This window comes from Kineosphaera limosa NBRC 100340 (assembly GCF_000298215.1).
Classification (GTDB): Bacteria; Actinomycetota; Actinomycetes; order Actinomycetales; family Dermatophilaceae; genus Kineosphaera; species Kineosphaera limosa.
The window spans coordinates 47738-70381 of sequence record NZ_BAHD01000014.1; the positions used below are offsets into that span (position 1 = coordinate 47738).

The following is a 22644-nucleotide window of genomic DNA, read 5'->3' on the forward strand; positions in this document are numbered from 1 at the left end:
CCACCGACAAGGTTGCGCCGACAGGCCGAACACGCGATCAATCGATCGCCCCGTCTACCCGTCAGGCCAGATCACCGGATACGCGCATCACAACCCTCCATCCCAGGCCCGCCCAGCCGTCCACATCCTGGATGTTGCGCTCCCTGCCGACGGTTGCGGTCGCGACCGCAACGCTGGGCAGGGAGCACGCCCGTCGGCGGCTGGGGGCGGCGGTCGGCGGCGGTGGGCAGCGGCGAGCGTCTACCTCTCACCGGGACGGTGTACGTCCTGGTCCTCCCAGTAGGACTCCTCGGCGGCGTCGATGCGCGGCCGCTGACCGAGGCGACGACGCGTCTCCACGGCCTTGCGCTCGAGCTTTTGGGCGCGGCGGTTCAGACGCAGTCGCTTGAGGGGTCCGATGGGCTCGTCGCCGATCGGCGCGCCGTCGGGGCGCCGATCGGAGGAGACGGGATTGAGGTCGCCCGGCTTCGGGGCCCGGTAGTCGGGGTTGAGGGTGTCGTCGACCGACACCTGACCGGTCACATCCTGGTGGTCCCAGTGCAGCGTGTGCGGCGCGGACTCGGTGACGAAGTTCGGCGTCTCCTTGAAGTGCACTTCGCGCGGATCCTGCGGCATGTTCGGCGCGGGCGGGTTGGCGGTGAACGCCGCCACCATGAGCAGCACCCGAGCCAACAGGTTGACGAACAGCAGCAGGGTCGCCAGCGACGCCGACGCGGCCAGCAGCGGGTTGTCGCTGACGGACGACACAATGCTGGTACCGAGGAACAGGATCACCTGAACCGCGACGCCGCCGACCGCCGACCCCAGCCACAGATCCTTACGTAGCGGCCGCACCGCCGCCGTGACCCGGAACAGGAACGCGAACGTCACCGCGGACATCGCCGCCGCCGCGAGCAGACCGCCGGCCCTTACGAGGAACGACGCGACCGGGCTCCCGTCGAGGCCGATGAAGCCGATAACGACCTGCCCCAAGGTGCTGGCCGCCGTGCCGAGCAGCGCGGAGGACACGATGCCGAACGCCATCGCGATGAACCCCAGCAGGTCCCGCACCTTCTGCAGCACCGGGTTCTCGACCGGGGCCACGATGCCGAACATGTCCTGCACGCAGGAGCGGATGTTCGTCATCATCCCGATCGCGGTCCACAGCAGCACGAGGGCGGCCACGATCGAGGCGACATTGACCGCCGAGTCGAGCACGAGCGCGTCGGGGTTGATCATCCCCTGCCCGCTGCCGTCCTGCAGGATGCCCGGCAGGGCCTCGTTGACGGCCTCGATGACCTGAGACCGAAGCTCCTCGTTGCCGCCGATCGTCGCCATGAACACGGTCCAGGCGATGGTCAACGCCGCGACGATCGAGAAGATCGCCGAGTAGGCGATACCGCCGGCCAGCAGGCCGCCGCGGGCCTTGCCGTAGCGCTGCAGCGCGCGGACCGGGCGCGACTCCTTGATCGTCTCGATGAGCTTCTTGGGCGTCGACTCCTCGCTCTCGCGGGTGTCCTCTGGGGCAGTGTCCGTGGCCGACATACCGGCCACAGTACTGAGACCCGCCTCCCGGGGCATCCCGGTACGCCCGCGGGTCGGCGCCGTCATCCGCGCTCGGCGAGCACCCCGCTGATGCGTTCGATGATCTGCGTGAGGATGGGCAGCGGGGTCCCATAGTTGAGGCGGGCGAAGCCCTTGGCGGCGTCGCCGCACGCGGGACCGGGGGTCAGCGCGACCTGGGCATGTTCGCGGAAAATCGCGGCGGGGTCGTCGCCCAGGCCGCGCTCGCGGAAGTCCAACAGCGCGAGGTAGGTGCCCTCGGGCTGCTGGTAGCGCACCCCCGGCAGCTTCTCGGCGACGAGGTCGGACAGGGCCGTGCGGTTACGGTCGAGGTAGGCCAGGATGTTGGTCAGCCACGGCTCGCCCTCGTCATAGGCGGTGATATTGGCGACGATGCCGGGCAGCGACGCGCCCTGCTCGACCCACCGACCGGCCCGCACCCACGCCTGCCGGTGCTCGGGGTTGCTGAAGACGATCTGGGCGCACTTCAGACCCGGCAGGTTGAACGCCTTGCTGGCCGAGGTCGCCGTGATCGTGTGCGCGGCGGTCCGCTCGTCGAGCGTCGCGTACGGCACGTGTGTGCGGCCCTGGTAGATCAGCGGCGCGTGGATCTCGTCGGAGAACACCAGGCCGCCCTTGGCCTCCACGACGTCGGCGATGGCCAGCATCTCGTCGCGGGTCAACACGCGCCCGATCGGGTTGTGCGGATTGCACAGGGTCAGCAGTTGCGCGCCCGCGTCGAACGCGGCGGCGAGGGCGTCGAGGTCGTACACCCACCGATCCCCGTCACGGGCCATCGGCACCTGCAGGATCGGCCGGTCCCACCAGTCCGGCAGCAGCAGGAACGGCATGTACGCCGGCGTCGGCACGATGACGGGGGTGCCGGGCCGGGTGAAGTTCTCGATGATCGCTCCCATGCCGGCCAGTACGTCCGGCAGCGGCCGAACCATCGCGGGGTCCAGGCTCACCCCGTAGCGCCGCTGCGCGAACTGGGTGTAGGCGCGCCCGAGATCATCGACGATCCCCGGCGGGTTGTAGCCGAACCGCGCCCGGTCGACCACCTCGTGCAGCGCCCGCGCGACCGGCTCGGCGACGCCGAAGTCCATCTCCGCGATCCAGGCGCCGTAGCTGTCCGGATAGGTCAGCCACTTGCTGCTGCCGCGCTCGCGCAGCGAGTCGACGGTGATGGCGTCCAGGCGGGAGGTGAAGTCCATGGGCCCAAGTGTGGCGGGTCACCGACGACCGGATGCGGTCGGGCCGGGCGCCGACGGCTCGCGTCGCCTACGCCAGTTGCACACCGAAGGCGGGGATGAGCAGGCCGCGGAAGGCGCCGTTGCGCACCTTCAGCAGCGGTAGGCCGTCGCGGGTCTCGCGGCCTTCCATCAGCGCCGGAGAGGGCCGGGGTAGCCGTAGGGTGCGCCGGGCCACGGGCCGTCCGTCCGCGCCGACCGCGTAGCCGACGTGGGTGCCGGCGCGCAGCACCCCCTGCCGCACGGGGGTAAACGCGAAGGCGTCGCGCACGTCGAGCGGATAGGCGATCCGCGCCCGTTCCTGAATCCACTGTCCTCGTAGCGCGCCGGAGTCGATCCGCAGCCACACCCCGGGCCGATCCGCCATCCACGAGCGGAGCCCGAAGCGCACCGTTTCGGCCGCGCGCGGCCCGGTGCGGGTCGAGGTCAGCGTGCGTCCGTCGGTGCCGCGGGTCACCAGCGAGTGGCGTCCCGGCGCCAGGTACGCCCGCCCGGCCGCGTAGCCGGCGGGGGCGTCGCTCTGGAACGCGTCGGCCAGTCGCGCCAGGTCGGGGCTACCGGTCAGGGTGTGCAGCTTGTACAGCTGCTGCACGTGGATGCCGTGGTAGCTGGCGCTGAACACCTCGTGGTTGAGGCAGTACTTGGAGGTGCGCCCCGGCATCCGGATGTCGGCGGCGTGCGTGCGGGTGGCCTGCACGGCGCCGAGAAAGAGCTGCCTGGCGCGGGCGTCGCCGGTGACCCACCAGTAGTCGTACAGCCCGTAGACCGCGAAGTTGTGGCCGTTGTAGGCGCGGTCGACGTGCTCGCCGACGTACTCCTCGCACCACAGCAGCTGCTGCCGGTCGACCTCCACGGTCCACGGCTGCCCGGCCGCGGGCGGGTTGAGGAAGGTGGCGAGGATGTCGTCGGCGGCCCGCTGCCAGCGCGCCTCGCGGGTCACCTCGAACAGGGTGATGAACGCCGACAGCGCCTGCCCCTGGGCCATGGCCGAGTACCAGGGCGCGCGCATCGTGAACTCCGCTTTGCCGTGCAGGGGAAAGTCGAAGGGGTAGGGCAGGTAGAGGGCGCCGCGCGCGGTGTGGGCGTAACTCAGGATCCGTTCGCCGTGCCGCACCGCGAGGTCGAGGTAGCGCCGGTCGCCGCTGTTGCGGTAGCTCCACAGCCAGGTCAGCAGGTGGGCGGACTGCAGCACCGGATGGTCGTAGAGCCGGCCCTCGCGGGCGTACATGACGATGCCGTCGGCGTCGTGGGGGCGGTTCGGGGAGCGCAGGGCTGCGCGGCCGACGTACGCGAACGGGCGGCCGGCATTCTCCACCTTCTGCACCCGGTCGCCACCGACGAGGAAGGCGCCCAGGGTGCTGCCCTCGACGCGGACGAGCTCGGTCCGATGCGCCAGCGCCGAAGCCCGGGGGGTCGCCAGCGCCCCGGCGGTGGCCGGCCTCCCGGCGGAGGCAGAGCCGGCCACGGCGAGCCCGGTCAACCCGGCGCAGAAGGTGCGGCGGGGAATCCTTGCGGTCATCGAGTCACTCCACCTTCACGTCGGCGGCGTCGATCGCCAGGCCCGCGAGCGGGCCGTCGGCGACGGTGAAATAGGTGCGCCCCTCGCGGCTGAACCGCCCGGCCAGGTGCACCGGGGTGGCCTGACCAATCAGCACACTGCTCTGTGCGGTCCAGTGCCCCGCGGTATCGGCGGCGTAGCCGGTCTGGGTGCCGGCACCGAGCATCCCGGCGCGGGGCAGCCCGAACGTCACGGCGTCGCGCGCGCCCTGCAGCCAGGCGTGGTCGGGCTGCTCGCGCACCCAGGTGCCGGCGAGGGTGCCCGAGTCGACCCGCAGCCACACCCCACTGCGGCCGGGCAGCAGCGTGCGAGCCCCGAACTCCACGGCCTGCGCCGCGGCGACGTCGGCGATCCGGGTGCTGGCCGGCTGCCCCTGCTCGTCAACAGTGACGGCCTCGACCCGACCGGCGGCGATCATCCCGCTGCCGCCCTGTCGGTCCCGGGGGGCGTCGTCGATGAAGGCGTCGCCGAGCCGGGCGAAGTCGGTGCTGCCGGTGAGAGTGTGCAACGTGAACAGTTGCCCGATGTGCACCCGGTGGTAGTTGTCGTCGGACACCCGGTGCGTCAGGCAGTACCGGGAGGTGCCGCCGGGCACCCGGATGTCGCGGACGCGCACCCGGGTCGCCTCCAGCCCCCCGAGCACCACCTGTCGGGCCTGCGGGTCGCCGGTGAGCCACCAGTAGTCGTAGACGCCGAAGAGCGCGAACATATGGCCGTTGAACGCGCGGTCCGGGTTCGGTCCCGCGTACTCCTCGAACCACAACAGTCCTTTGTCGTCGACGTCGACGGTCCACGGCCGGCCCTCCGCCCGCGGCCGCAGGAAGCTGGCGAAGGTCTCGTCGGCGGCCTCCCGCCAGCGCGGCTGACCGGTGGTCTCGTAGAGCGCCACGAACGCCGAGAGCGCCTGGCCCTGCGCCATCGCGGAGTACCAGGGCGCGTGCATCGGGTGCGCGTCGTCGCCGTGCAGCGCGAAGTCGAAGTGGTAGGGAAAGTAGAGCGCGGAGCGGGTGTGTTCGCCGGTCGTGAGCAGCCGCTCGCCATGGGCGATGGCTTTGTCGAGGTACTCGCGGCCGCCGCCGTTGCGGTAGCTGGCGGTCCACATGGGAATGTGTCGAGCCTGCAGTACAGGGTGGTCGTGGGTCTGCCCACCGCGCTCGTAGACGAGCACCCCGGCGTCGTCGTGCGGCCGGTCGGGGGTCAGCGGGGCGAGACCCGCGCGGGCGTAGGGCCGCTGCTCGGGGCCGACGCGCCGCAGCGTGTCGGAGCCGGTGCGAAAGGCCGGTAGCGAGGTGCCGGTGATGCGGGCCCAACCGGAGGTCGCTGGGGCTTGGGCGTCGGTGATGGTGGCGGCGGCGGTCAACGCGGCGGCCAACGCCGGGCCGGTCGAGCCGGGCAGCAGGCCGACGCGGGCCAGGGACGCTGCCCCGGACACCCGCGGCTCGCCCGCCGACAGGGCCGAGAAGACCGTGCTCTGGTCGGTGACGATCCGTTGCTCGGGGATCCGTTGCGCAGGGGCCGGTTGCGCGGTGGCGGTGGGTGAGACTCCCACACCGGCCGCGAGTGCCAGGGTGAGCGTCAGGGTGGGTGCCAGGGCAAGGGTGAGCAGGGCGCAGCGGCTGCGCATAGGGCAGTCCCTTCCGCGGCCCCCGCCACCCGCCTTGCCGAATCCGGTCGTTCGTCAACTCAGTCGTCAACGCAATCGGCAGTTTGGATGCGGTGCTGAGGAATTCGCCTCGAGTCTCAGACCTGGACTGCGGCGATGCCGCACCGGGTTCTGCGCGCTCGGCGACCCTGCGCGCAGGTCGCCGTCAGAGTTCGTCGACGATCCGCGGTCGCGGCGCGAGGGGTCGGTCCAGCGGCGCGGGCGCGCCGGGCGCGAGCTGGGTGGCCCGGGAGATGTCGAGCACCTGCGGCGGCACGAGATAACGGGTGTCGTCGCGGCCCGACCAGCGGTCGTGGGCGACGCAGCGCAGCGCGGAGACGGGGATCCGCATCCGCCAGAGGCCGACGGGCCGGTCGAGCAGCAGCGTCAGGTAGTCGGCGCAGTCCTGTGCGGCTTGGCGGGAGCGGCTCCACACCAGGTCTCCGGCGCTCCACAACTCCAGGTCGCGGGGCAGGTCACCGGGCCGATCGGTCAGCGCCGGCGGGGTGTAGGTACCGCCAAAGAGGGTCAGCCAGTCGGCGAGGGAGCGTTCGTAGCGGGCGGCGGTGCCGAGAAAGAAGCAGGTCGCGGGCACGTCGGCCAGCTCGGCCGCCAGCTCCGGTCGCCTCAGCGCGCCGCGTTCGAAGAGCTCGAAGAGCAGCCGTACGCGCGGCTCGTGGGAGTCCTCGATGCCGGTGAGGTAATCGTGCAGCCGGGCGGGCGGGTAGTCCACCCCCGAGCACACCGCCTCCCGCACCTCGACCTCGAACCGGTCCTCCAGGGCCGCCCGGATGCGCTCGACCGCCTGCAACCCTCGCAGCTGTCGCTCGACCTCTTCCCGCGTCTGCCCAGAATCGTGTGCCATGGCTGCTCGTCCCCCTCGCCGCCGATGCGATGGCGTCCGCGGCCTGCGGTGTGAAACCGGCCGCGGATGATCCCCGAGCGGTGATCATAGGTCGAGCGTCCAAGTCCGCTCTCGACCCACATGCTCGGCCGGCGGCGGGCGCCCGGGCTCAGCCGAAGAGGTGGCGATCCAGCAGGGGCCACCACGGGGCGGCCCCGCACCGGTCCCACACCTGCTCCGGGGGGAGCCACACGACCGGCTGCCCCTCCGGCCCGATCCCGTCCTGTCCGATCGACTCCAGCTGCGCGCCGTAGACCGCGACGTGGCTGATCGGGTGGAGCTGGGGGTCGGGAACGGGCCCGGCGAAGCGGATCCGCTCGTAGCCGACGCGCGCCAGCAGGTCGGGCGCCAGCTCGATGCCGGCCTCCTCGGCGACCTCCCGGACCGCGCTCTCCCGCGGGGTCTCCCCCGGTTCTCGTTTGCCGCCCGGGCATTCCCACCCGCCGCGCTTCGGGCTCCCGACGAGGAGCAAGCGGCTGTCGGCGTCGGTGACGGCGGTGACGGCGGCGATGGTCGATTCCGGCGGTGCCTCGAACGGCGAGCGGAGGATCTCCAGCCGGTGCGGGGCTCCGAGAGACGGCAGCCCGTTCACGATGCTGGCCAGCGGCCGCTCCCCGCGCCGTTTGCGGAAGCGCAGTCCGGCGCGTTGGACCGCCGCCAGCAGCTCGCGATTGCTGACCGGCACGGCTCCGGCGGCGACGACCTCGTCGTAGCGCGAGGCCGGCACGTCGTAATGGTCCCCGTCGTAGGAGCGCGGATGCAGCCCCGTCGCGCCCGCGAAGTCGTGCAACTCCTCGATCGAGGTATCGCTGGCCAGGTGGCTGAACAGTTGATCGCGGAACGGCCATACCGGCGGATCGAGCAGGATCATCGCCGCCCCCTCAGTGGTCGAGACTCATCAGCACCAGCCGCGGACGCACCTGGCGGATCAGTTCGAAATCACCGTCGGCATGCAGGATGCCCGCACTGTGGGACAGTGCGGTCTCGGCGATGAACAGGTCTCCGATCGCCCGCCGATGCCACATGCTGCGATGATGCGCCAGGTCCGATTGGAGCCGAAGGACGCGGGCGCAGATATCGATCGGCGCATCGAGCACGGAGAAGGAATCGTGGAGTTCGGCGTGTTGGGTGTCGTAGTCACGGGCCGAGCGCGCCGAGTAGAGCCATTCGAGCAGGCCCATCTCGCAGATCGCGAGACGGGCCGGACTGATGCCTTCGGGCAAGTGCGCACCGCTGGCAAGCCGGACATGGGCGCTCTTGTCGACGATCCACAGGTTCAGCGCCACTGTTCACCCGAAAGCAGCACACTCACGTCGACGCCGTCGGGTACGCCTCGCAGGTGCCGGTCCAACCGCGCCCGGTGGCGCTGCTCATCCTGATGATCCTCGGCGATGAGTAGCCGCAGAGCCTGCTCGACCGTCGCACGTAGGGTGCCGCCCGTTGCTGCCACGGCTTGTGCGACGAGTCCTTCGTCGAGCTCGATGGTGGTGCGCTTCACTGCCATGCGTACATATTAGGCGAGGAACAGTACATATTCCATGCTGCGTCTACCGAGAAAGTCGGTAGTGACTCAGACGCCGGAGGAGTCGGTGGCGTAGCAGGAGACGGGGCCCTCGATGTCGATCCGCACGCGTGAGCCGGGCTCGGGCGGGCGGGCGCATCGGGCGAGGACGCGGCCGCCGGACGCCCCGGGCAGGTCGAGGGCGACGAGGGTGTCGTGGCCGAAGTACTCGACCTCCGCGACGGTGGCGACGACCGCGTGGGCCGAGCCCATCGGGGCGGCCAGGGCGGGGGTGAGCACGAGTTGTTCGGGGCGCAGCACGGCGATGCCGCCACCGGGCGGCACGTTCGAGTCCTCCGGGAGGGGGCCCAGGGCGGTCTCGCCGTTCGCGGAGACCGGCAGCTCGACGACATCCCCGACGAAGCGGGCGACCTCCAGGGAGGTGGGGGTCGAGTAGACGTTGGCGGGGGCGTCGTGCATGACGATCCGACCCCCCTGCATGACCGCGACGGAGTCGGCCATCGACAGGGCCTCCTCCTGGTCGTGGGTCACCATGAGCGCGGTCGCGCCGGCCGCCAGGAGGGCGTGGCGCACGTCGGCGCGCACGGCGCCGCGCAGGGCGGCGTCGAGCGCGGAGAACGGTTCGTCGAGCAGCACGAGTTGCGGTTCGGGCGCGAGGGCCCGCGCCAACGCCACCCGCTGTTGTTGACCGCCGGAGAGTTGGCTGGGCGGTAGATCTTCGGCGCCGGGCAGGCCGACGAGGTCGAGCAGTTCACGCACGCGGGCCGACGTGCGGGCCTTGCGCCGCAGCCGCCCGGGCAGGCCGAAGGCGATATTGCCGGCGACATCCAGGTGCGGAAAGAGGGCGCCGTCCTGGGGCACGATGCCGATGCCGCGGCGCTCCGGGCTGACGAACACGCCCGGGCCGGCGAGGGTTCGGCCGCCGACCTGCAGGGTGCCGGAGTCCGGCGCCAGGTGCCCGGCCACGATCCGCAGCAACGTCGTCTTGCCGCAGCCCGACGGTCCCAGCAGCACGCTGAGGTCGCCCTCGCGCACGTCGAAGTCGACGTCGCGCAGCACCCGGTGCGCGCCGAACGCCTTGTTGACGGCGCGGATCTGCACGCTGCTCATCGTTCCCCCTCCCGATCGTCGGCTCGCCCGGCGCCCGGCCCCTGCGCCTTGGCCGGGCGCTGGCCGCCGAACGCGCCGCTGGTGTGCAACAGCCACAGCGTAGGGGCGATCCCCAGTGCCACGAGCGCCGCCGCGTACGGAACGGCCTGCCCGTGCGCGGCGATCGAGGTGTAGGTCCACAGGCTGGTGGCCAGGGTGTCGACGCCGGTGGGGTGCAGCATGAGCGTCGCGGGCAGCTCCTTGGCGCTGATGAGGGTGACGAGCGCGGCGCCGGTGGCGATGCCGGGGGCGGCCAGCGGCAGCGTGACACGCCGCCACGTCGTCAACCTGGAGTTGCCGAGGGAGCGCGACACCTCCTCCAGGGCCGGCGAGCTGACGGCGACGGCGGCCCGCACGGCGCCCACGGCCGCGGGTAGGAAGAGCACGACGTAGGCGAAGACGAGCATCGGCCCGCGCTGGTACAGGTCAGGCACGACGCGCAGGCCGAAGAACACGAGGGACAGGGCGACGACGATGCCCGGCAGGGCGTGCCCGGCCCACGTCGCGGACTCGATGAGGCGGGCGGCGCGGCCGCGGTAGCGGGCGGCGAGGATGCCGACGGGCACGGCGAGCAGCGTGCAGACGAGGGCTCCGGCGACGGAGTAGCGGGCCGTGGCCAGGGTGCTGGCCAGGAGCCGGTCGACGTCGATGCCGGCGTTGAGGCTGACGGAGGCCCAGCGCGCCAGGCCCGCGAGCGGCACACCGAGGGCGAGCACGAGGAGGCCGACGACGCCGGCCCACCAGGCCCAGCGGCTCGCGCCGAGGGTCACCGGCTCGTGGCGGCGGGACATGCCGCCGCCGACCCGGGCGGTCTCGGTGCCCGAGCGGGTGCTGTGTTCGGCGGTGGTGATCGCGATGGTGAGGCCGACCAGGACGCAGGCCAGCACGGCCGCGGGGGTGCGATCGAAGCTCGCCTGATAGCTCATGAAGATCGCCCGGGTGAAGACGTCGCACTGCAGCATGGCGACGGCGCCGAAGTCGCTGAGCGTGTAGAGGGCGACGAGCAGGGCACCGGAGGCGGCCGCGGGCCGCACGCGGGGCACGGTGACCCGGCGGAACGTCTCCCAGCGGCCGGCGCCCAGCGAGCGGGCGACCTCCTCCTGTGCGGGGTCGGTGCGCCGCAGGGCGGCCGCGACCGGCAGGTACACGTAGGGAAAGGAGACGAGCGTCAGCACGATGCTCGCCCCGAGCAGCCCGCGGGCCCACGGCGCGGAGATGAGCCAGGCGAACGCCGCGACGTAGCTGGGGACCGCCAGGGGCAGCCCGGCGAGCACCGCCAGCACGCGGCGGCCGGGTAGGTCGGTGCGCACGACGAGCAGTGCGGTCGTGATGCCGAGCACGAGGGAGCCGCCGGTGACGATGCCGGTGAGGGCCAGGCTGCGGAAGAGCAGTTCGAGGGTGCGGGGGCGGCTGAGGATCTCCAGGATGCGCTCGGGTCCGGCCTCGGCGGTGCGCACGAAGAGGTAGAGCAGCGGGATGAGCGCCACCGTGGCCGCGACCGCCCCGGCCGCCAGCAGCAGCGGCGGCGCGGAGTCGGGGCGGCGGACACGCCGACGGCGCGCCGGGGTGGAATCCTCGGCGCGCCGCTGCGTCGTCGTCAGGCTCAGGTCAGGCCCACCTGTCCGAGCAGCTCAAGGGTCTGGGGCAGGGAGTCCAGGTCGTTGAGGTCGATCGCGGGCTTCTTGAGGGTGCTCAGGTCGGGTAGGTCGTGCTTGGACGTCACGCCTTCGATCACCGGGTATTCGGCGGTCTCGTCGGCGAAGTACGTCTGCGCCTCCTTGCTGAGCAGGAAGTTCACGGCCTTGTTCGCAGCCTCGCTCTGGTCGGTGCCCGCGACCACTCCGACTCCGGCGACGTTGATGAGGGCGCCGGGGTCTTCGCTGTCGAGGAAGCGGATCTTGCTCTTCACGGCGTCGCCCTCTTCGGCAACCTTGGCATACCAGTAGTAGTGGTTGATGAGGCCGAGGTCGACCTCGCCGGACTCCACGCCCTCGAGCACCCCACCGTTGCGCTCGTAGGCGCGGGGCTCCTGTGCCTTGAACTTCGTCAGCCAGTCGCGGGCGCCGTCCTCGCCCTTGGTGACGCGCAGCGCCGTGACGAAGGACTGCCAGGAGGCGTTGGTCGGCGCGTACCCGATCTTGCCCCCCTTGTACTTGGGCTCCAGCACAACGTCGATGGAGGTGGCGTTGGCGATCTCCGGCGCCGTCGCCGGGTTGTAGGCGATGACGCGGGCGCGGGCGGACGTGGCGACCCACAGGTTGTTCTCGTCGGCGTAGCCGTCGATGACCTGGCCGGTGGTCTGGGCGTCCAGCGCGGCGAGTCGGTTCTGCTTGGCGAGGGCTCCGAGCGCTCCGGCGTCCTGGCCGAAGAAGAGGTCGGCCGGGGAGTTGTCCCCCTCCTCCAGGATCTGGGCGGCCATGGCGGCGGTGTCGCCGTAGCGCACCTGCACGGGAGCGCCGACGGCCTGCTCGAGTTTGCCCAGCAGCGGGCCGACCAGCTTCTCGTTGCGGCCGGAGTAGATGACGAGGCCGGAGTTGTCGGCCGCGGCGGCGGCGGTCTGCTCGGCGGTCGGTGCGCTGCCCGCGCCGGCGCCGTTGCCGCAGGCGGCGAGCACGCCGGCCGTCAACGCCGCGGCAAAGATGGTGGTGACCGCGCGGGTCGAGTGCATGGTGGAGGCCTCTCCTCAGCTGTATCTCAGGAACGCGCCCACCCTATAAGGCAAGGCTCACCTAAGAGAAGGGGTGGGTTGTCTCGGCTGGGCCCGCGGCCCGGGGGGCCCGACCACACCCCTCGGCCCGGCCCCACCCCTCGGCCCGGCCCCTCCCCTCCGCTCGGCCCCACCCCTCCGCTCGGCCCCACCCCTCCGTTCGACTGTTGCGGTCGTTGCCGACGGTTGTGGTTGCGACCGCGCCCCTCGGCAGTGGGCGCAACCGTCGACTTCGGCGGCGACAATGCGGGAACATTTCGATCAATCGTTCAAGACGAACGTTTCAGGATTTCGCTGTTCTCGACATTCTCTTCAAACACTCGGCGCCTTTCTGGATGGCCCGACAATTCTTGACCGAGCGGGTTCGGCGACCTAGCCTGAATTGCATACACGTGCGCCGAGCCGGCGCGTGTCCACCCAGGACGTGAGATGCGGGGGTATCTCGAGGCAGCAGCGCTGCGCGTCCGGCGGTGTGAGTTGACGGGGGTCCGGGTGGATAGGGGCGGCGATGCCGCGTGTGCGTGTGCTGGCGGCTGCGGCCGCCTGCCTGGCCGTGCCGATCCTCGTCACGACCCTGTTCAGTTCCGGCGCGCCGCCGCAGGCACCGCCGTCGCAGCTAGTGGCTGAAAACCCCTGTCCGAGAACTGAGGTCGATCCGCTGGGGTTGAACCGGCAGGTCACCAGCCGCTGCGACCGGACGAGCGAAGAGCCGGTCCGCGACGACGCTCCGATCCACGTGACCCTCGACTCGGGGCCGTCGTTCACGCTCGGCGCCGAGCCCTGGCGGCGCGGCGGGCAGCTCTCGAGCGACCCGACGTGGCAGATGACGATGTTCAGCCTCGACTGGGTGCCACCGTTGGTGCGCCGTGCGATCAGTGATTCGCAGGATGAGGTGAAAGAAAGACTGCTGGCGACGGTCACCCGCTTCTATGCCGAGAATCCGGACCCGGGAAACAATGACCGGGGATGGGACGAGGGCACGTCCCTGCGCCGGCTGGAGGCCCTCTCCTGTCTGTATTCGATGACCTCGGATCGCCGCCTCATCCCGGCCATGGAGGCGGAGGCCGGGGTGCTTTTCAGCGACCGCTATTACGGCCCGCCGAATCACCCGGTGCACAACCACGGACTGATGGCGAACGTACGGCTCATCGAGGCCGGCCGCCAGATCGGCCGGGACGACTGGGTGCGGGACGCGACGGCGCGGCTCAAGGACGAGATGCCGGAGGCGTTCAGCACGAGCGGCACGACGCTGGAGCAGTCGTCGGGGTACCAGATCATCAACGCGAACATGTGGGCCGGCGCTGGGCGGATGGTCGCGGCGGCTGATCCCGACGATCCGTTCCTGACGTTGCTGGGTGAGACGGTGACGCGGGCGCGGGGCGTCGCGGCGTGGCTGACGGAGCCCGACGGCCGGATCGTGCAGATCGGCGACGCGAATCGCGTGAAGGGCACCGCGACGGACTGTTCGGCGCCGGGGCTGTTTCGGGATGACGAGGCGGGGCTCGTGGTGGGTCGGTGGTCGTGGACGGACCCGAAGACGACGTACTTCACGCTGCGCTACGGCCCGCCGCGCCGATCGCACGGGCACCACGATCAGGGGTCGCTGACGTGGACGGCCGGCGGGCATCGGGTGCTCGTGGGCAGCGGCTTCTTCGGCTACGACCAGAAGGATCCGCTGGTCGTGTGGGGCTTCTCGCCGGCGGCGGCCAACGTGGCGCGCCCGCCGGGGGCGGCGCCGACCCGCAAGGACGGGTTCATCCTCGTCGACGAGGCGCAGGACGCGGCGGGCCGCACGCTGACTCTGACGGGCTCGCCCTACGGCGCGCAGCAGCGGCGGATCGTGCACATCGACCCGGGCCGCGCAGGCGTCTCCACGGCGACGATCACCGACGACCTCCCCAGTGGCGCCGAATCGCCGCTGGAGCAGCGCTGGCTGCTGGACCCGGACTGGACCGCGGCCAAACAGCTGGCTCCAGGCCGCTGGTCCCTGACGCATAAGTCCGGCGCCCAGCTCGTCGTCGACAGTCCCGGCGCCACCATCGCTGCCGTGCGCGGCAGCAGCGATCCCATCGGCGGTTGGGTCTTTCCGCACCGCGGCCAGAAGCAACCCGCCTACCAACTGACCATCACCGGCCCCGGGCTCGTCCGCACGACCTTCCGTCTCACCACCGAAAAGCCCGCGCCGTCCGGCTCGGCGACTCCGTCGGTCGACCCGACCGCTTCGAGCCACGCCGACGCTGCCCAGGCCGCGCCGTAGGGGCCTGCTGCCGGAGACCCCCCGGCGGCGTCGGGTGACCGCCACAGCGGTGGCGCAAGAGCGGCCCTTGGGCGGGTGGAACAGGCCGTCGGGCAGCATGGGGGGATGTCCGCCCTCGCCGCCGCGCTCACCTTCGGGCGGCTCGTGCGCGAGAGCGCGACGCTGCGCCTGCTGCGGGCCGACCATGTGGCGGTGGCCGCGGCCATGCTCTCGACGCACCTCGGTGCCCCCGGCGCGCGCCTGCCGGCCGATGACCTGCACGAACTGCTCGAGGCCGACCTCGAGGAGCTGCGCGATCACTTCGATCTGGGGGCCAAGTCCGCGAAGGCGTACTGCGACGACTGGCGGGCGGCCGGCCTGCTCGTCCGCCGTCCCGCGCCGGAGTCGCGCGGGGAGACCTACGAGCTGTCTCCGGAGGCGATCGACGGGCTGCGGATCCTCGCCCAGCTCGACGAACCCCGCTCGACGGTCACCGAGTCGCGCCTGGTCGGGCTCATGGCGGCGGTCCATCAGCTCGCGATCGACACCGACACCGACGTCACGCGCCGCGTCGAGGCGTTGCGCGCCGAGCGGGACCGGCTCGACGCGCAGATCGACCGGCTCACCGGAGGCGACGTCGACGTGCTCGACGATCGGCGGGCCCTCGAGCGGGTCACCGACGTGCTTCTCCAGGCCCGCGACCTGCCCGCGGATTTCGCCCGGGTGCGGGCCCGCTTCGAGGAGCTCAACCAGGACCTGCGCGCGAGCATCGTCAACGCCGACGCGGCCCAGAGCACCGTGCTCGACGACGTCTTCCGCGGCGTCGACCTCATCGAATCCTCCGACGAGGGAAGGACGTTCACGGCCTTCTCGGCGCTCATCCGGGATCCGGAGCGGTCGGCGACCTTCGACGTCGACGTCGCCGACATCCTCGATCGGGAGTTCGCGCGGCGCCTGCCGCCGGAGGCCCGCCGGATGCTGCGGACCCTCGTCCGCGAGCTGAAGAACGGCAGCCGCGAGGTGCACGGTGTGCTCACGGAGTTCGCCCGCGGCCTGCGGCGCTACGTGCACTCCCAGGAGTTCGCGCGCGACCGGGCGATGCGCCAGGCCCTCCAGGAGGCGCTCGCCGCCGCGATCCCCGCGAGCCGCCAGACCCGCCCGTACCGCGACGTCGGGCTCGAGCTGGAGCTGTCGGCGATGCGCCTGACCAGCGTCGGGGAGACGACGCCGCACGATCCGACGGAGTTCGACACCGGCTCCGCCCTGCTCGACGAGCCGCCTGGCAGCGTCGATCTCGCGGTGCTCGCGGCGCTGGCGCGCGAGACCGAGATCGACTACCCCGAGCTGGTGCGGCACGTCAACGCCGTGCTGGCGGGAGCCTCGACCGCGAGCGTCGGCGAGGTGCTGCACGCCCATCCCGCGAGCCAGGGCGTCGCGAGCGTCGTCGGACTGCTGTCGCTGGCCACCCGTTACGGCGAGGTGCGCGACGCCGAGACCGAGCAGCTCACCTGGCAGGGCGTCGACGGCATCGACCGCCACGCCGACGTCGAGCGGCACCTCTTCACCCAGGAGGTGGACGCGTGAGCCCCGATCAGCCCGTGAGTTCCGACCGGCCCAGCGGCGTGGGGATGGGCCAGGAGATCGGCCACGACGATTGCCGCGACGATGCCCACGACGACGGCGCGCAGGTCGGCCTGTGGCCCGGCGACACCGGCACGCTGCACGACGGCTCCCGCCGCGCGCTGCTGCGCCTGCTCCAGGGGCCCTACGTCTCGGGTCGCGCGAATCCGCAGCTGTGGGCCGCGCTCGTGGCGGACGAAAAGGCGATCCGGTCGCGGCTGCACGACCTGTTCCTCGACCTCGTCATCGACCGGGTCGACGAGTTCGCGTTCACCCGCAAGGTCCGCACCACCCAGGCCGACGTGCCGCAGGCGCTGCGCAGCGAGCGACTCACCTTCGTCGACACCGCGATGCTCCTCGTGCTGCGGCAACTCCTGCTGTCCGCGGCTGGGGAGCCGCGCGTCATCGTCGGTCAGGAGGAGGTCTACGAGCGGCTCTCGGTCTATCGCGACGGCGACGAGAGCACCTACCTGCGCAACCTCAACGGCGCGTGGACCCGCATGAAGAACCGCTTCCGGGTGTTGCACGACGTCGGCGAGGACCGGGTCGAGATCTCGCCCGTCGTCAAGTTCCTCATCGACGAGGAGCAGGTCGGGGCGCTGAGCCGGGTCTACGCCAGGCTCGCCGAGAGCGACGAGCCAACGCTTCCCGATGCCGATGCCGATGCCGATGCTGCGGAGACCGATGACGGGGAGGCTCCGTGAGCGACACCCTGCCCTTCGACCTCGCCGCCGAGCCCGACCGCGACGCGGGCGCCGCGCCCGACGGGCAGTGGCGCCTCGCCGAGATCCAGGTCGCGAACTGGGGCACGTTCGACGGGGCGATCTACCGGATGCCGATCGCGCGCGCCGGGCACCTCGTCACGGGGCCGTCCGGCTCGGGCAAGTCGTCGCTGCTCGACGCGATCGCGGCGGTCCTCACCCCGGATCGGTGGCTGCGGTTCAACCAGGCCGCGCAGGGGGCCGGCGCGCGCGTCGACCAGCGCAGCGTCGTCAGCTACGTGCGCGGCGCGTGGTCGCGGACGACGGACGAGCTCGAGGACCGGGTCGTCTCGGCCTACCTGCGCACCGGCGCGACGTGGAGCGGGATCGTGCTGCGCTACGAGAACGGCGTCGATCGGCCGGTCTCGCTGGCCCGGCTCTTCTTCGTCAAGGGCACGGGGACGACGTCGTCGGATGTCAGCGACCTCTATCTGCTCGACCGGAGCGCGATCGACCTGCGCGACCTCGAGCCCTACGCCCGCGCCGGGCTCGAGACCCGCAAGGTCAAGGCGGCCTGGCCGGATGCGGTCGTCACGTCCGGCGGGGCGCACGCCCGTTTCTACGCGCGGCTGCGCTCGCTCTTCGGCATCCCGCACGAGGGTGCGCTGCAGCTGCTGCACAAGACGCAGTCGGCCAAGAGCCTCGACAGCCTCGACCAGTTGTTCCGCGAGTACATGCTCGAGCGGCCGGGCACGTTCGCGCTCGCGGAGTCGGCGGTCACCCAGTTCGGGGAGCTGCGCGACGCCCACGACCACGTCGTGCAGCTACGCAAGCAACGCGACCTCCTCCTGGAGCTGCGCACGGCGGCCCAGGAGTTCGACCGCGCGAACACGGCGGCGAGCACGGCGGGGGCGCTGGCGGAGGCGTTGGGTCCGTATCGCACCCGCCGCGGCCTCGACCTCACGCGCGCCGAGATTCGGGGGGTGCTCGAGCAGATCGCCGGGCTGAGCCTCGACGCGCAGCGCGCGCAGGAGACCGCGGCCCGGGCGGAGGAGGACTTCGAGCGGGCGCAGCGACGGGCCCGCGACCTCGGCGGCTCCGAGGCCGAGCATCTGCAGCACCGGATCCGGGCGGCGCGGGAGGCCGTCGACTCCACGACCCGGCGCTGGGAGGAGCTGCGCCGACTCGTCAGCACCGCCGGGATCGCGCACACGCCGACGACGTCGACGGAGTTCACCGAGCTGCTCGCGCAGATCGACACGGCGCCGACGCCGAGCGCGGCCGGCCCGACCCACGCGCAGCTCGACCGGCACGCTCAGGCCCGCCGCGAGAAGGAGCGGGTGGAGGTCGAGATCGCGTCGCTGCGCCGGAGCGGGTCGACGGTGCCCGACCGGCTCGTCGCGGTGCGTGCCTCGATCGCCCAGGCGACGGGGCTGCCGGTGAGCGCGCTGCCGTTCGCGGCCGAGCTCATCGACGTGCGTGCCGAATTCGCGGAGTGGGCTGGTGCGATCGAGCGGGTGCTGCGGCCCTTCGCGCTCACGCTGCTCGTGCGCAGCGAGCACCTGCCGGTCGTGCGCCGGTGGGTCGATGCGCACCGCATCCCGGCGCGGCTAGTCTACGAGGAGGTGCGCGGCGACGCCCCGGCCCCGCGGCCGGCCGGGCACGAGAGTTCGCTGGTGCATCGCGTGCGGGTCGCCGACGGCCCGTTCGCCGCGTGGGTGTCGGGGCAGCTGTCGGAGCGCTTCGACGTCGCGTGCGTCGACAGCCCCGACGATCTCGACGCGCATCCGCGGGCCGTGACGATCCACGGCCAGATCAAGTCGCGATCGCGCTACGAGAAGGACGACCGGCAGCGCCTCGACGACCGCGCGCACTGGGTGCTCGGCGACCGGGAGGGCAAGCTCGAGGCGCTCATCGCCCAGCTGCGCGAGGCGACGCGGGAGGAGGAGGCGGCCGGCGCGATCGTCGACCGCGCCGCGCGGCTGCGCAGCGAGGCGGACTACCGGCGGGCGACGCTGGAGTCGATCCGCGGCCAGTCGTGGGCGGACCTCGACCGCGCCGCGGCGCAGGCCGAGGTGGAGCGCCTCACGACGACGCTGGCGCAGCTCACGGCCCACGACGGCGACCTCGGCGTCGCGGTCCGGGAGGCCGAGGAGGCTCGCGTGGCGCGCGACACGGCGACCGGGCTGCGGGAGGACGCGCGCCTCGCTCTGCGGCAGGCGGGCTCGGCGCGCGACGAACTGACTGCTGCCGCGCAGGCGCTGGAGGCGCAGATCGCCTCGGGCGAGGTGCCCGAGGTCGACGAGGCGACGTGGGCGGAGCTCGACCGGCGCTTCCGGGCGGTGCAGCGTCGCATCACGCGATCGACGATCGCCGACGTCGGCCACGACGTGATGCGCCGGCTGCAGCGGGAGCGCGACGTGGCGCAAGAGGCGGCGCGGGAGGCCTCCGGTACGGTGACGACGCTCGCGACCCGCTTCAAGGAGCGGTGGCCGGCGTCGTCGGCGGACCTCGTGCCGCGGGTCGAGGATCGCGCCGCCTACCTGGAGATCCTCGATCAGATCATCGCCCACGGCCTGCCCGAGCACGAGGCGACGTTCCTGCGGCTGCTGCGGGAGCGCTCGCGGGACATGATCGGTGAGCTGGTCAGCGACATCCTCGCGGCGCCACGCGAGATCGAGGATCGCGTCGTGCCGGTCAACAGTTCGCTGCGCCGCTCGCCTTTCGACGACGAGCGGTGGCTGCGGCTGCGGGTCAAGACGCGGCGCAGCGAGACGGTGACGCGCTTCATCGGCGATCTGCGGTCGATCGCCGAGGGCGGGTGGGGGCAGGACGATCTCGACGCGGCCGAACGCCGGTTCGCCACGCTCGCCGAGCTGATGCGGCGGTTCGCCTCGAGCGACCACGTCGACCGGGTGTGGCGCACGCAATGCCTCGACACGCGGCTGCACGTGACGTTCCGCGCGGAGGAGATCGACGCGCACGGGCGGGCGCACGCGACGTACGACTCCGGCGCCGCGATGTCGGGCGGCCAGCAGCAGAAGCTCGTCGTGTTCTGCCTCGCCGCGGCACTGCGCTACCAGCTCGCGGACGCCGACGAACCGCATCCGCGCTACGGCACGATCGTGCTCGACGAGGCCTTCGACAAGGCGGACACGCGCTACACCCGGATGGCGCTCGACATCTTCCGCGAGTTCGGCTTCCACCTCGTGCTCGCGACCCCACAGAAACTTCTGCAGACGATCGAGCCGTACGTCGGCGCCGCGACCTCGATCGAGAATCCGACGCGGCGGCGGTCGCAGATCGCGACGATCGAGTGGGACGAGCGGGGCGCCTCCTCGTGATCGGGGTCGCCGCGGCGCGGGAGCTCGCGCGGGCGCGGCTGCAGGCCAAGTCGGCGCAGTGGGCGGCCGCCGCAGTGTCGGGCGCCATGTCGGGCGAGGTGTCGGGCGCGGTGACCGGCGCGGTGGCGGAAGCGTCCGGGGAGGGCGCCGAACTCGTCGCTGACAGCCCGGATGGTCCAGTCGGCGCGCTCGTGTCGATCCCGCTCAAGCCGCCGACCGAGCGGCAGATGCTCGCCGACGAGCCGGCGGCGGAGGCGTGGGCGCGCGAGTGGGCCGGCCTTGCGCCACTGTCGGGGGTCGAGGTGGAGTGGCAGATCCGGTCGTGGCGCAGCATCGGGCGGCAGCGGGTGCCGGTGCGCCTGCACCTGAGCGACGCCGACGCGGTCGGGCGTTTCGTCGGAGGCTCGGCGGAAGCGCACTGGCGCCGGCTGCGGGACCGGGCGGTGTGCCTCGCCGACCGGCTCGGCGCGCTGGACGCGTTGGGCGCGGTGATCCGGCGGCACGCCCGCGACCTCGCAGGCTATGACCCGGACCGTTTCGGGCAGGTGGTCGACGTGGCGGCCTGGATCGTCGCGCACCCGGTGGCGGGGTTGCGTCCGCGTCAGGTGCCGGTGCGGGGGGTCGATTCCAAGTGGCTCGGCGCGCACCGGAGGCTCGTCACCGACCTCGTCGCGGCGGCGACAGGCTCGCCGGACCTCGGCCTCCTCGACGCCGACCGGCTCATCCGCATCCGCATCCTCGACGATGCCGACGATGCCGACGAGGCTGGCGATGCCGACGAGGCTGGCGAAACCGACCAGGCTGGCGAAACCGACCAGGCCCGCCAGGCCCTGGCGGTGGGCGGCCTGCGCGACCTGGCCGCCCCCGCGGCCCAACTCGCCGAACTGGCCCTCGCGCCGAGGCTCGTCATCGTGCTCGAGAACCTCGAGTCGATGCTCGCGCTGCCGCCCTGGCCGGGGGCGGTGGCGGTGCACGGCTCGGGCTACGCGGTCTCGGTGGTCGGCGGACTGCCGTGGGTGCGGCGTGCGCCGGTCCTCTACTGGGGCGACCTGGACTCCAACGGTTTCGCGATCCTGCGGCATCTGCGCCGCGGTCACCCGAACGTGACGTCGGTGCTCATGGACGAGCCGACCCTCCTGGCGCACCGCGACCTCTGGGTGCCCGAGCCCACCCCGGTCCGCGGCGACATCGACACGCTGACCGAGGGTGAGGTTCGTGCGCTGCACGCGCTTCGACGCGAGGGCGATGTGCGCCTGGAGCAGGAGCGCATCCCGTGGGAGCACGCTCTGGCGGCCCTGCGTCGGGCCGCGCCACAAGAGGCTGGCGACGGGCCACTTTGACCTGGGGAAGGCTGAAAAGGCGAGCGTTACCAGCCAACTACCAATTGCTGCCACATTGGAAGTTCAGACCTCGCCCGCGGGACTGACCGCACAGGAGTGGAGGTGGTTGGTCCGCACCGAGCGGCGGGGAGCGGAGCGATCCCTAACCTGCGTGATGCGAATGGGCGGCCGCCGACGTTCAACCTTCCCGACACGCTGCTCGCGGACTTCAACGACGTCCGACGCGCATGGGCGGCGCCTCGAGGACGCACGCCGGAGAAAGGAGGACAGCCGCCTAGTTAGGTAAGGCTAACCTTTGCTAGGGTCGCGGCGGGCAGGATCCCTTGCCCGCTCCAATGGCCTTGGGAAGGACATCGACTCGTGCCGATTCCGACGATTCGCCCCTACCCGTTCGACCCCGCCACGGGCCTGAGCGACAACGTGACGGCGTGGCACTTCGACCCGCGCCGTGCCGTCTTGCTCGTCCACGACATGCAGGAACACTTCGTCGGCGTCTTCGACAGGCGAGGCCCGCAGGGTCCGGACCAGCTCGACGCGGCGATCGAGCACATGACCGCCCTCGTCGCGGCGGCCCGGCGGGCGGGGGTGCCGGTCGTCTACACCGCACAGCCGCCCGCTCAGGACCCGGCCGACCGAGCCCTCCTCACCGACTTCTGGGGGCCGGGGCTGGCCGACGCCAGTGCGGCGGGCATCGTCGCGCCGCTGACTCCGCGAGAGTCCGACGTGGTCCTCACGAAGTGGCGCTACAGCGCCTTCTACCGCTCCGATTTGCGGCAACGCATGGAACTCACCGCCCGCGACCAGCTCGTCGTCACCGGCGTCTACGCCCACATCGGTTGCCTGACGACGGCACTCGTCGCCTTTATGGAGGGCATCCGGGTCTTCTTCGCTGCGGACGCGATGGCCGACTTCAGCGCGGAAGATCACATCATGGCGACCCGCTACGTCGCCCGGCGCTGTGGCCAGGTCGTCACCACTCGCGAGGTCCTGCGTTCCCTCGACGAGCACGTCCTCCGGGGTGCTTGCTCCGACACCCCTGCCGTCCCGGCCGATGCGCTGCGGGGCTGAGCCGATGTCCCTCCTCACGAGCCCGACAGCGCCCGGCGCTGCGCCCCGACAGCCTGCAGAC

General features: G+C 72.0%; 17 protein-coding genes. 6 read left to right on the plus strand and 11 right to left on the minus strand.

The annotated features are described in order from the left end of the window. Window positions 1-240 precede the first annotated feature (240 nt). The 11 genes from KILIM_RS04485 to KILIM_RS04535 all read right to left on the minus strand — a co-directional run bounded on the left by KILIM_RS04485 (window position 241) and on the right by KILIM_RS04535 (window position 12235). Complete coding sequence (locus KILIM_RS04485; RefSeq protein WP_246308481.1) at window positions 241-1524, minus strand: YihY/virulence factor BrkB family protein; 1284 nt, start codon at window positions 1522-1524, stop codon at window positions 241-243. Window positions 1525-1586: 62 nt separating this feature from the next. Beyond that, the gene (locus tag KILIM_RS04490; RefSeq protein ID WP_006591442.1) at window positions 1587-2756 is read right to left on the minus strand and encodes a MalY/PatB family protein; all 1170 of its coding nucleotides are present in this window, start codon (window positions 2754-2756) and stop codon (window positions 1587-1589) included. A gap of 67 nt (window positions 2757-2823) precedes the next feature. Next, window positions 2824-4311, minus strand: a complete 1488-nt coding sequence (locus KILIM_RS04495; protein ID WP_006591443.1) for a D-glucuronyl C5-epimerase family protein — start codon at window positions 4309-4311, stop codon at window positions 2824-2826. A 4-nt stretch (window positions 4312-4315) separates the two neighbouring features. Beyond that, complete coding sequence (locus tag KILIM_RS04500) at window positions 4316-5974, minus strand: D-glucuronyl C5-epimerase family protein (RefSeq protein ID WP_006591444.1); 1659 nt, start codon at window positions 5972-5974, stop codon at window positions 4316-4318. A 184-nt stretch (window positions 5975-6158) separates the two neighbouring features. Further along, complete coding sequence (locus KILIM_RS04505) at window positions 6159-6857, minus strand: hypothetical protein (protein WP_006591445.1); 699 nt, start codon at window positions 6855-6857, stop codon at window positions 6159-6161. Window positions 6858-7005: 148 nt separating this feature from the next. Beyond that, window positions 7006-7767 carry a DUF4031 domain-containing protein gene (locus KILIM_RS25275; protein WP_006591446.1) on the minus strand — a complete coding sequence of 254 codons (762 nt, stop codon included), beginning with the start codon at window positions 7765-7767 and terminating at the stop codon, window positions 7006-7008. Between the two features lie 10 nt (window positions 7768-7777). Continuing rightward, window positions 7778-8182 carry a PIN domain-containing protein gene (locus tag KILIM_RS04515; protein WP_006591447.1) on the minus strand — a complete coding sequence of 135 codons (405 nt, stop codon included), beginning with the start codon at window positions 8180-8182 and terminating at the stop codon, window positions 7778-7780. Next, window positions 8173-8400 carry a type II toxin-antitoxin system VapB family antitoxin gene (locus KILIM_RS04520; protein WP_006591448.1) on the minus strand — a complete coding sequence of 76 codons (228 nt, stop codon included), beginning with the start codon at window positions 8398-8400 and terminating at the stop codon, window positions 8173-8175. Before KILIM_RS04520 ends, KILIM_RS04515 begins: the two co-directional genes overlap by 10 nt. Before the next feature lie 66 nt (window positions 8401-8466). Next, window positions 8467-9528 (minus strand): ABC transporter ATP-binding protein, encoded by a 1062-nt coding sequence (locus KILIM_RS04525; RefSeq protein ID WP_006591449.1) that lies wholly within the window; start codon window positions 9526-9528, stop codon window positions 8467-8469. Further along, entirely contained in the window at window positions 9525-11054 is a 1530-nt protein-coding gene (locus tag KILIM_RS04530) for an ABC transporter permease (protein WP_006591450.1), read from the minus strand. The genes KILIM_RS04525 and KILIM_RS04530 overlap by 4 nt, the downstream gene beginning before the upstream one ends. Window positions 11055-11170: 116 nt before the next feature. Next, window positions 11171-12235 (minus strand): extracellular solute-binding protein, encoded by a 1065-nt coding sequence (locus KILIM_RS04535; RefSeq protein ID WP_006591451.1) that lies wholly within the window; start codon window positions 12233-12235, stop codon window positions 11171-11173. Window positions 12236-12782: 547 nt separating this feature from the next. On the opposite strand from KILIM_RS04535, the gene KILIM_RS04540 reads away from it, so the two are divergent. The 6 genes from KILIM_RS04540 to KILIM_RS04565 all read left to right on the plus strand — a co-directional run bounded on the left by KILIM_RS04540 (window position 12783) and on the right by KILIM_RS04565 (window position 22583). After that, a complete protein-coding gene (locus tag KILIM_RS04540; protein ID WP_006591452.1) occupies window positions 12783-14531 on the plus strand; it encodes a heparinase II/III domain-containing protein in 1749 nt (582 codons plus the stop codon). Window positions 14532-14636: 105 nt separating this feature from the next. Continuing rightward, window positions 14637-16094 (plus strand): DUF3375 domain-containing protein, encoded by a 1458-nt coding sequence (locus tag KILIM_RS04545; protein WP_006591453.1) that lies wholly within the window; start codon window positions 14637-14639, stop codon window positions 16092-16094. Next, a complete protein-coding gene (locus KILIM_RS04550) occupies window positions 16091-16834 on the plus strand; it encodes a DUF4194 domain-containing protein (RefSeq protein ID WP_006591454.1) in 744 nt (247 codons plus the stop codon). The genes KILIM_RS04545 and KILIM_RS04550 overlap by 4 nt, the downstream gene beginning before the upstream one ends. Continuing rightward, window positions 16831-20175 carry an ATP-binding protein gene (locus KILIM_RS04555; protein ID WP_006591455.1) on the plus strand — a complete coding sequence of 1115 codons (3345 nt, stop codon included), beginning with the start codon at window positions 16831-16833 and terminating at the stop codon, window positions 20173-20175. Before KILIM_RS04550 ends, KILIM_RS04555 begins: the two co-directional genes overlap by 4 nt. Further along, window positions 20172-21515 (plus strand): Wadjet anti-phage system protein JetD domain-containing protein, encoded by a 1344-nt coding sequence (locus KILIM_RS04560; protein WP_006591456.1) that lies wholly within the window; start codon window positions 20172-20174, stop codon window positions 21513-21515. The genes KILIM_RS04555 and KILIM_RS04560 overlap by 4 nt, the downstream gene beginning before the upstream one ends. A gap of 360 nt (window positions 21516-21875) precedes the next feature. Further along, complete coding sequence (locus KILIM_RS04565; RefSeq protein ID WP_006591458.1) at window positions 21876-22583, plus strand: isochorismatase family protein; 708 nt, start codon at window positions 21876-21878, stop codon at window positions 22581-22583. The last annotated feature ends 61 nt before the right edge of the window (window positions 22584-22644 follow it).

What these genes read in the sequence shown, in the direction of transcription:
- KILIM_RS04485 (WP_246308481.1), bottom strand. Translation starts at nt 1,524, where the DNA reads ATGTCGGCCACGGACACTGCCCCAGAGGACACCCGCGAGAGCGAGGAG.
- KILIM_RS04490 (WP_006591442.1), bottom strand. Translation starts at nt 2,756, where the DNA reads ATGGACTTCACCTCCCGCCTGGACGCCATCACCGTCGACTCGCTGCGC.
- KILIM_RS04495 (WP_006591443.1), bottom strand. Translation starts at nt 4,311, where the DNA reads ATGACCGCAAGGATTCCCCGCCGCACCTTCTGCGCCGGGTTGACCGGG.
- KILIM_RS04500 (WP_006591444.1), bottom strand. Translation starts at nt 5,974, where the DNA reads ATGCGCAGCCGCTGCGCCCTGCTCACCCTTGCCCTGGCACCCACCCTG.
- KILIM_RS04505 (WP_006591445.1), bottom strand. Translation starts at nt 6,857, where the DNA reads ATGGCACACGATTCTGGGCAGACGCGGGAAGAGGTCGAGCGACAGCTG.
- KILIM_RS25275 (WP_006591446.1), bottom strand. Translation starts at nt 7,767, where the DNA reads ATGATCCTGCTCGATCCGCCGGTATGGCCGTTCCGCGATCAACTGTTC.
- KILIM_RS04520 (WP_006591448.1), bottom strand. Translation starts at nt 8,400, where the DNA reads ATGGCAGTGAAGCGCACCACCATCGAGCTCGACGAAGGACTCGTCGCA.
- KILIM_RS04525 (WP_006591449.1), bottom strand. Translation starts at nt 9,528, where the DNA reads ATGAGCAGCGTGCAGATCCGCGCCGTCAACAAGGCGTTCGGCGCGCAC.
- KILIM_RS04535 (WP_006591451.1), bottom strand. Translation starts at nt 12,235, where the DNA reads ATGCACTCGACCCGCGCGGTCACCACCATCTTTGCCGCGGCGTTGACG.
- KILIM_RS04540 (WP_006591452.1), top strand. Translation starts at nt 12,783, where the DNA reads ATGCCGCGTGTGCGTGTGCTGGCGGCTGCGGCCGCCTGCCTGGCCGTG.
- KILIM_RS04545 (WP_006591453.1), top strand. Translation starts at nt 14,637, where the DNA reads ATGTCCGCCCTCGCCGCCGCGCTCACCTTCGGGCGGCTCGTGCGCGAG.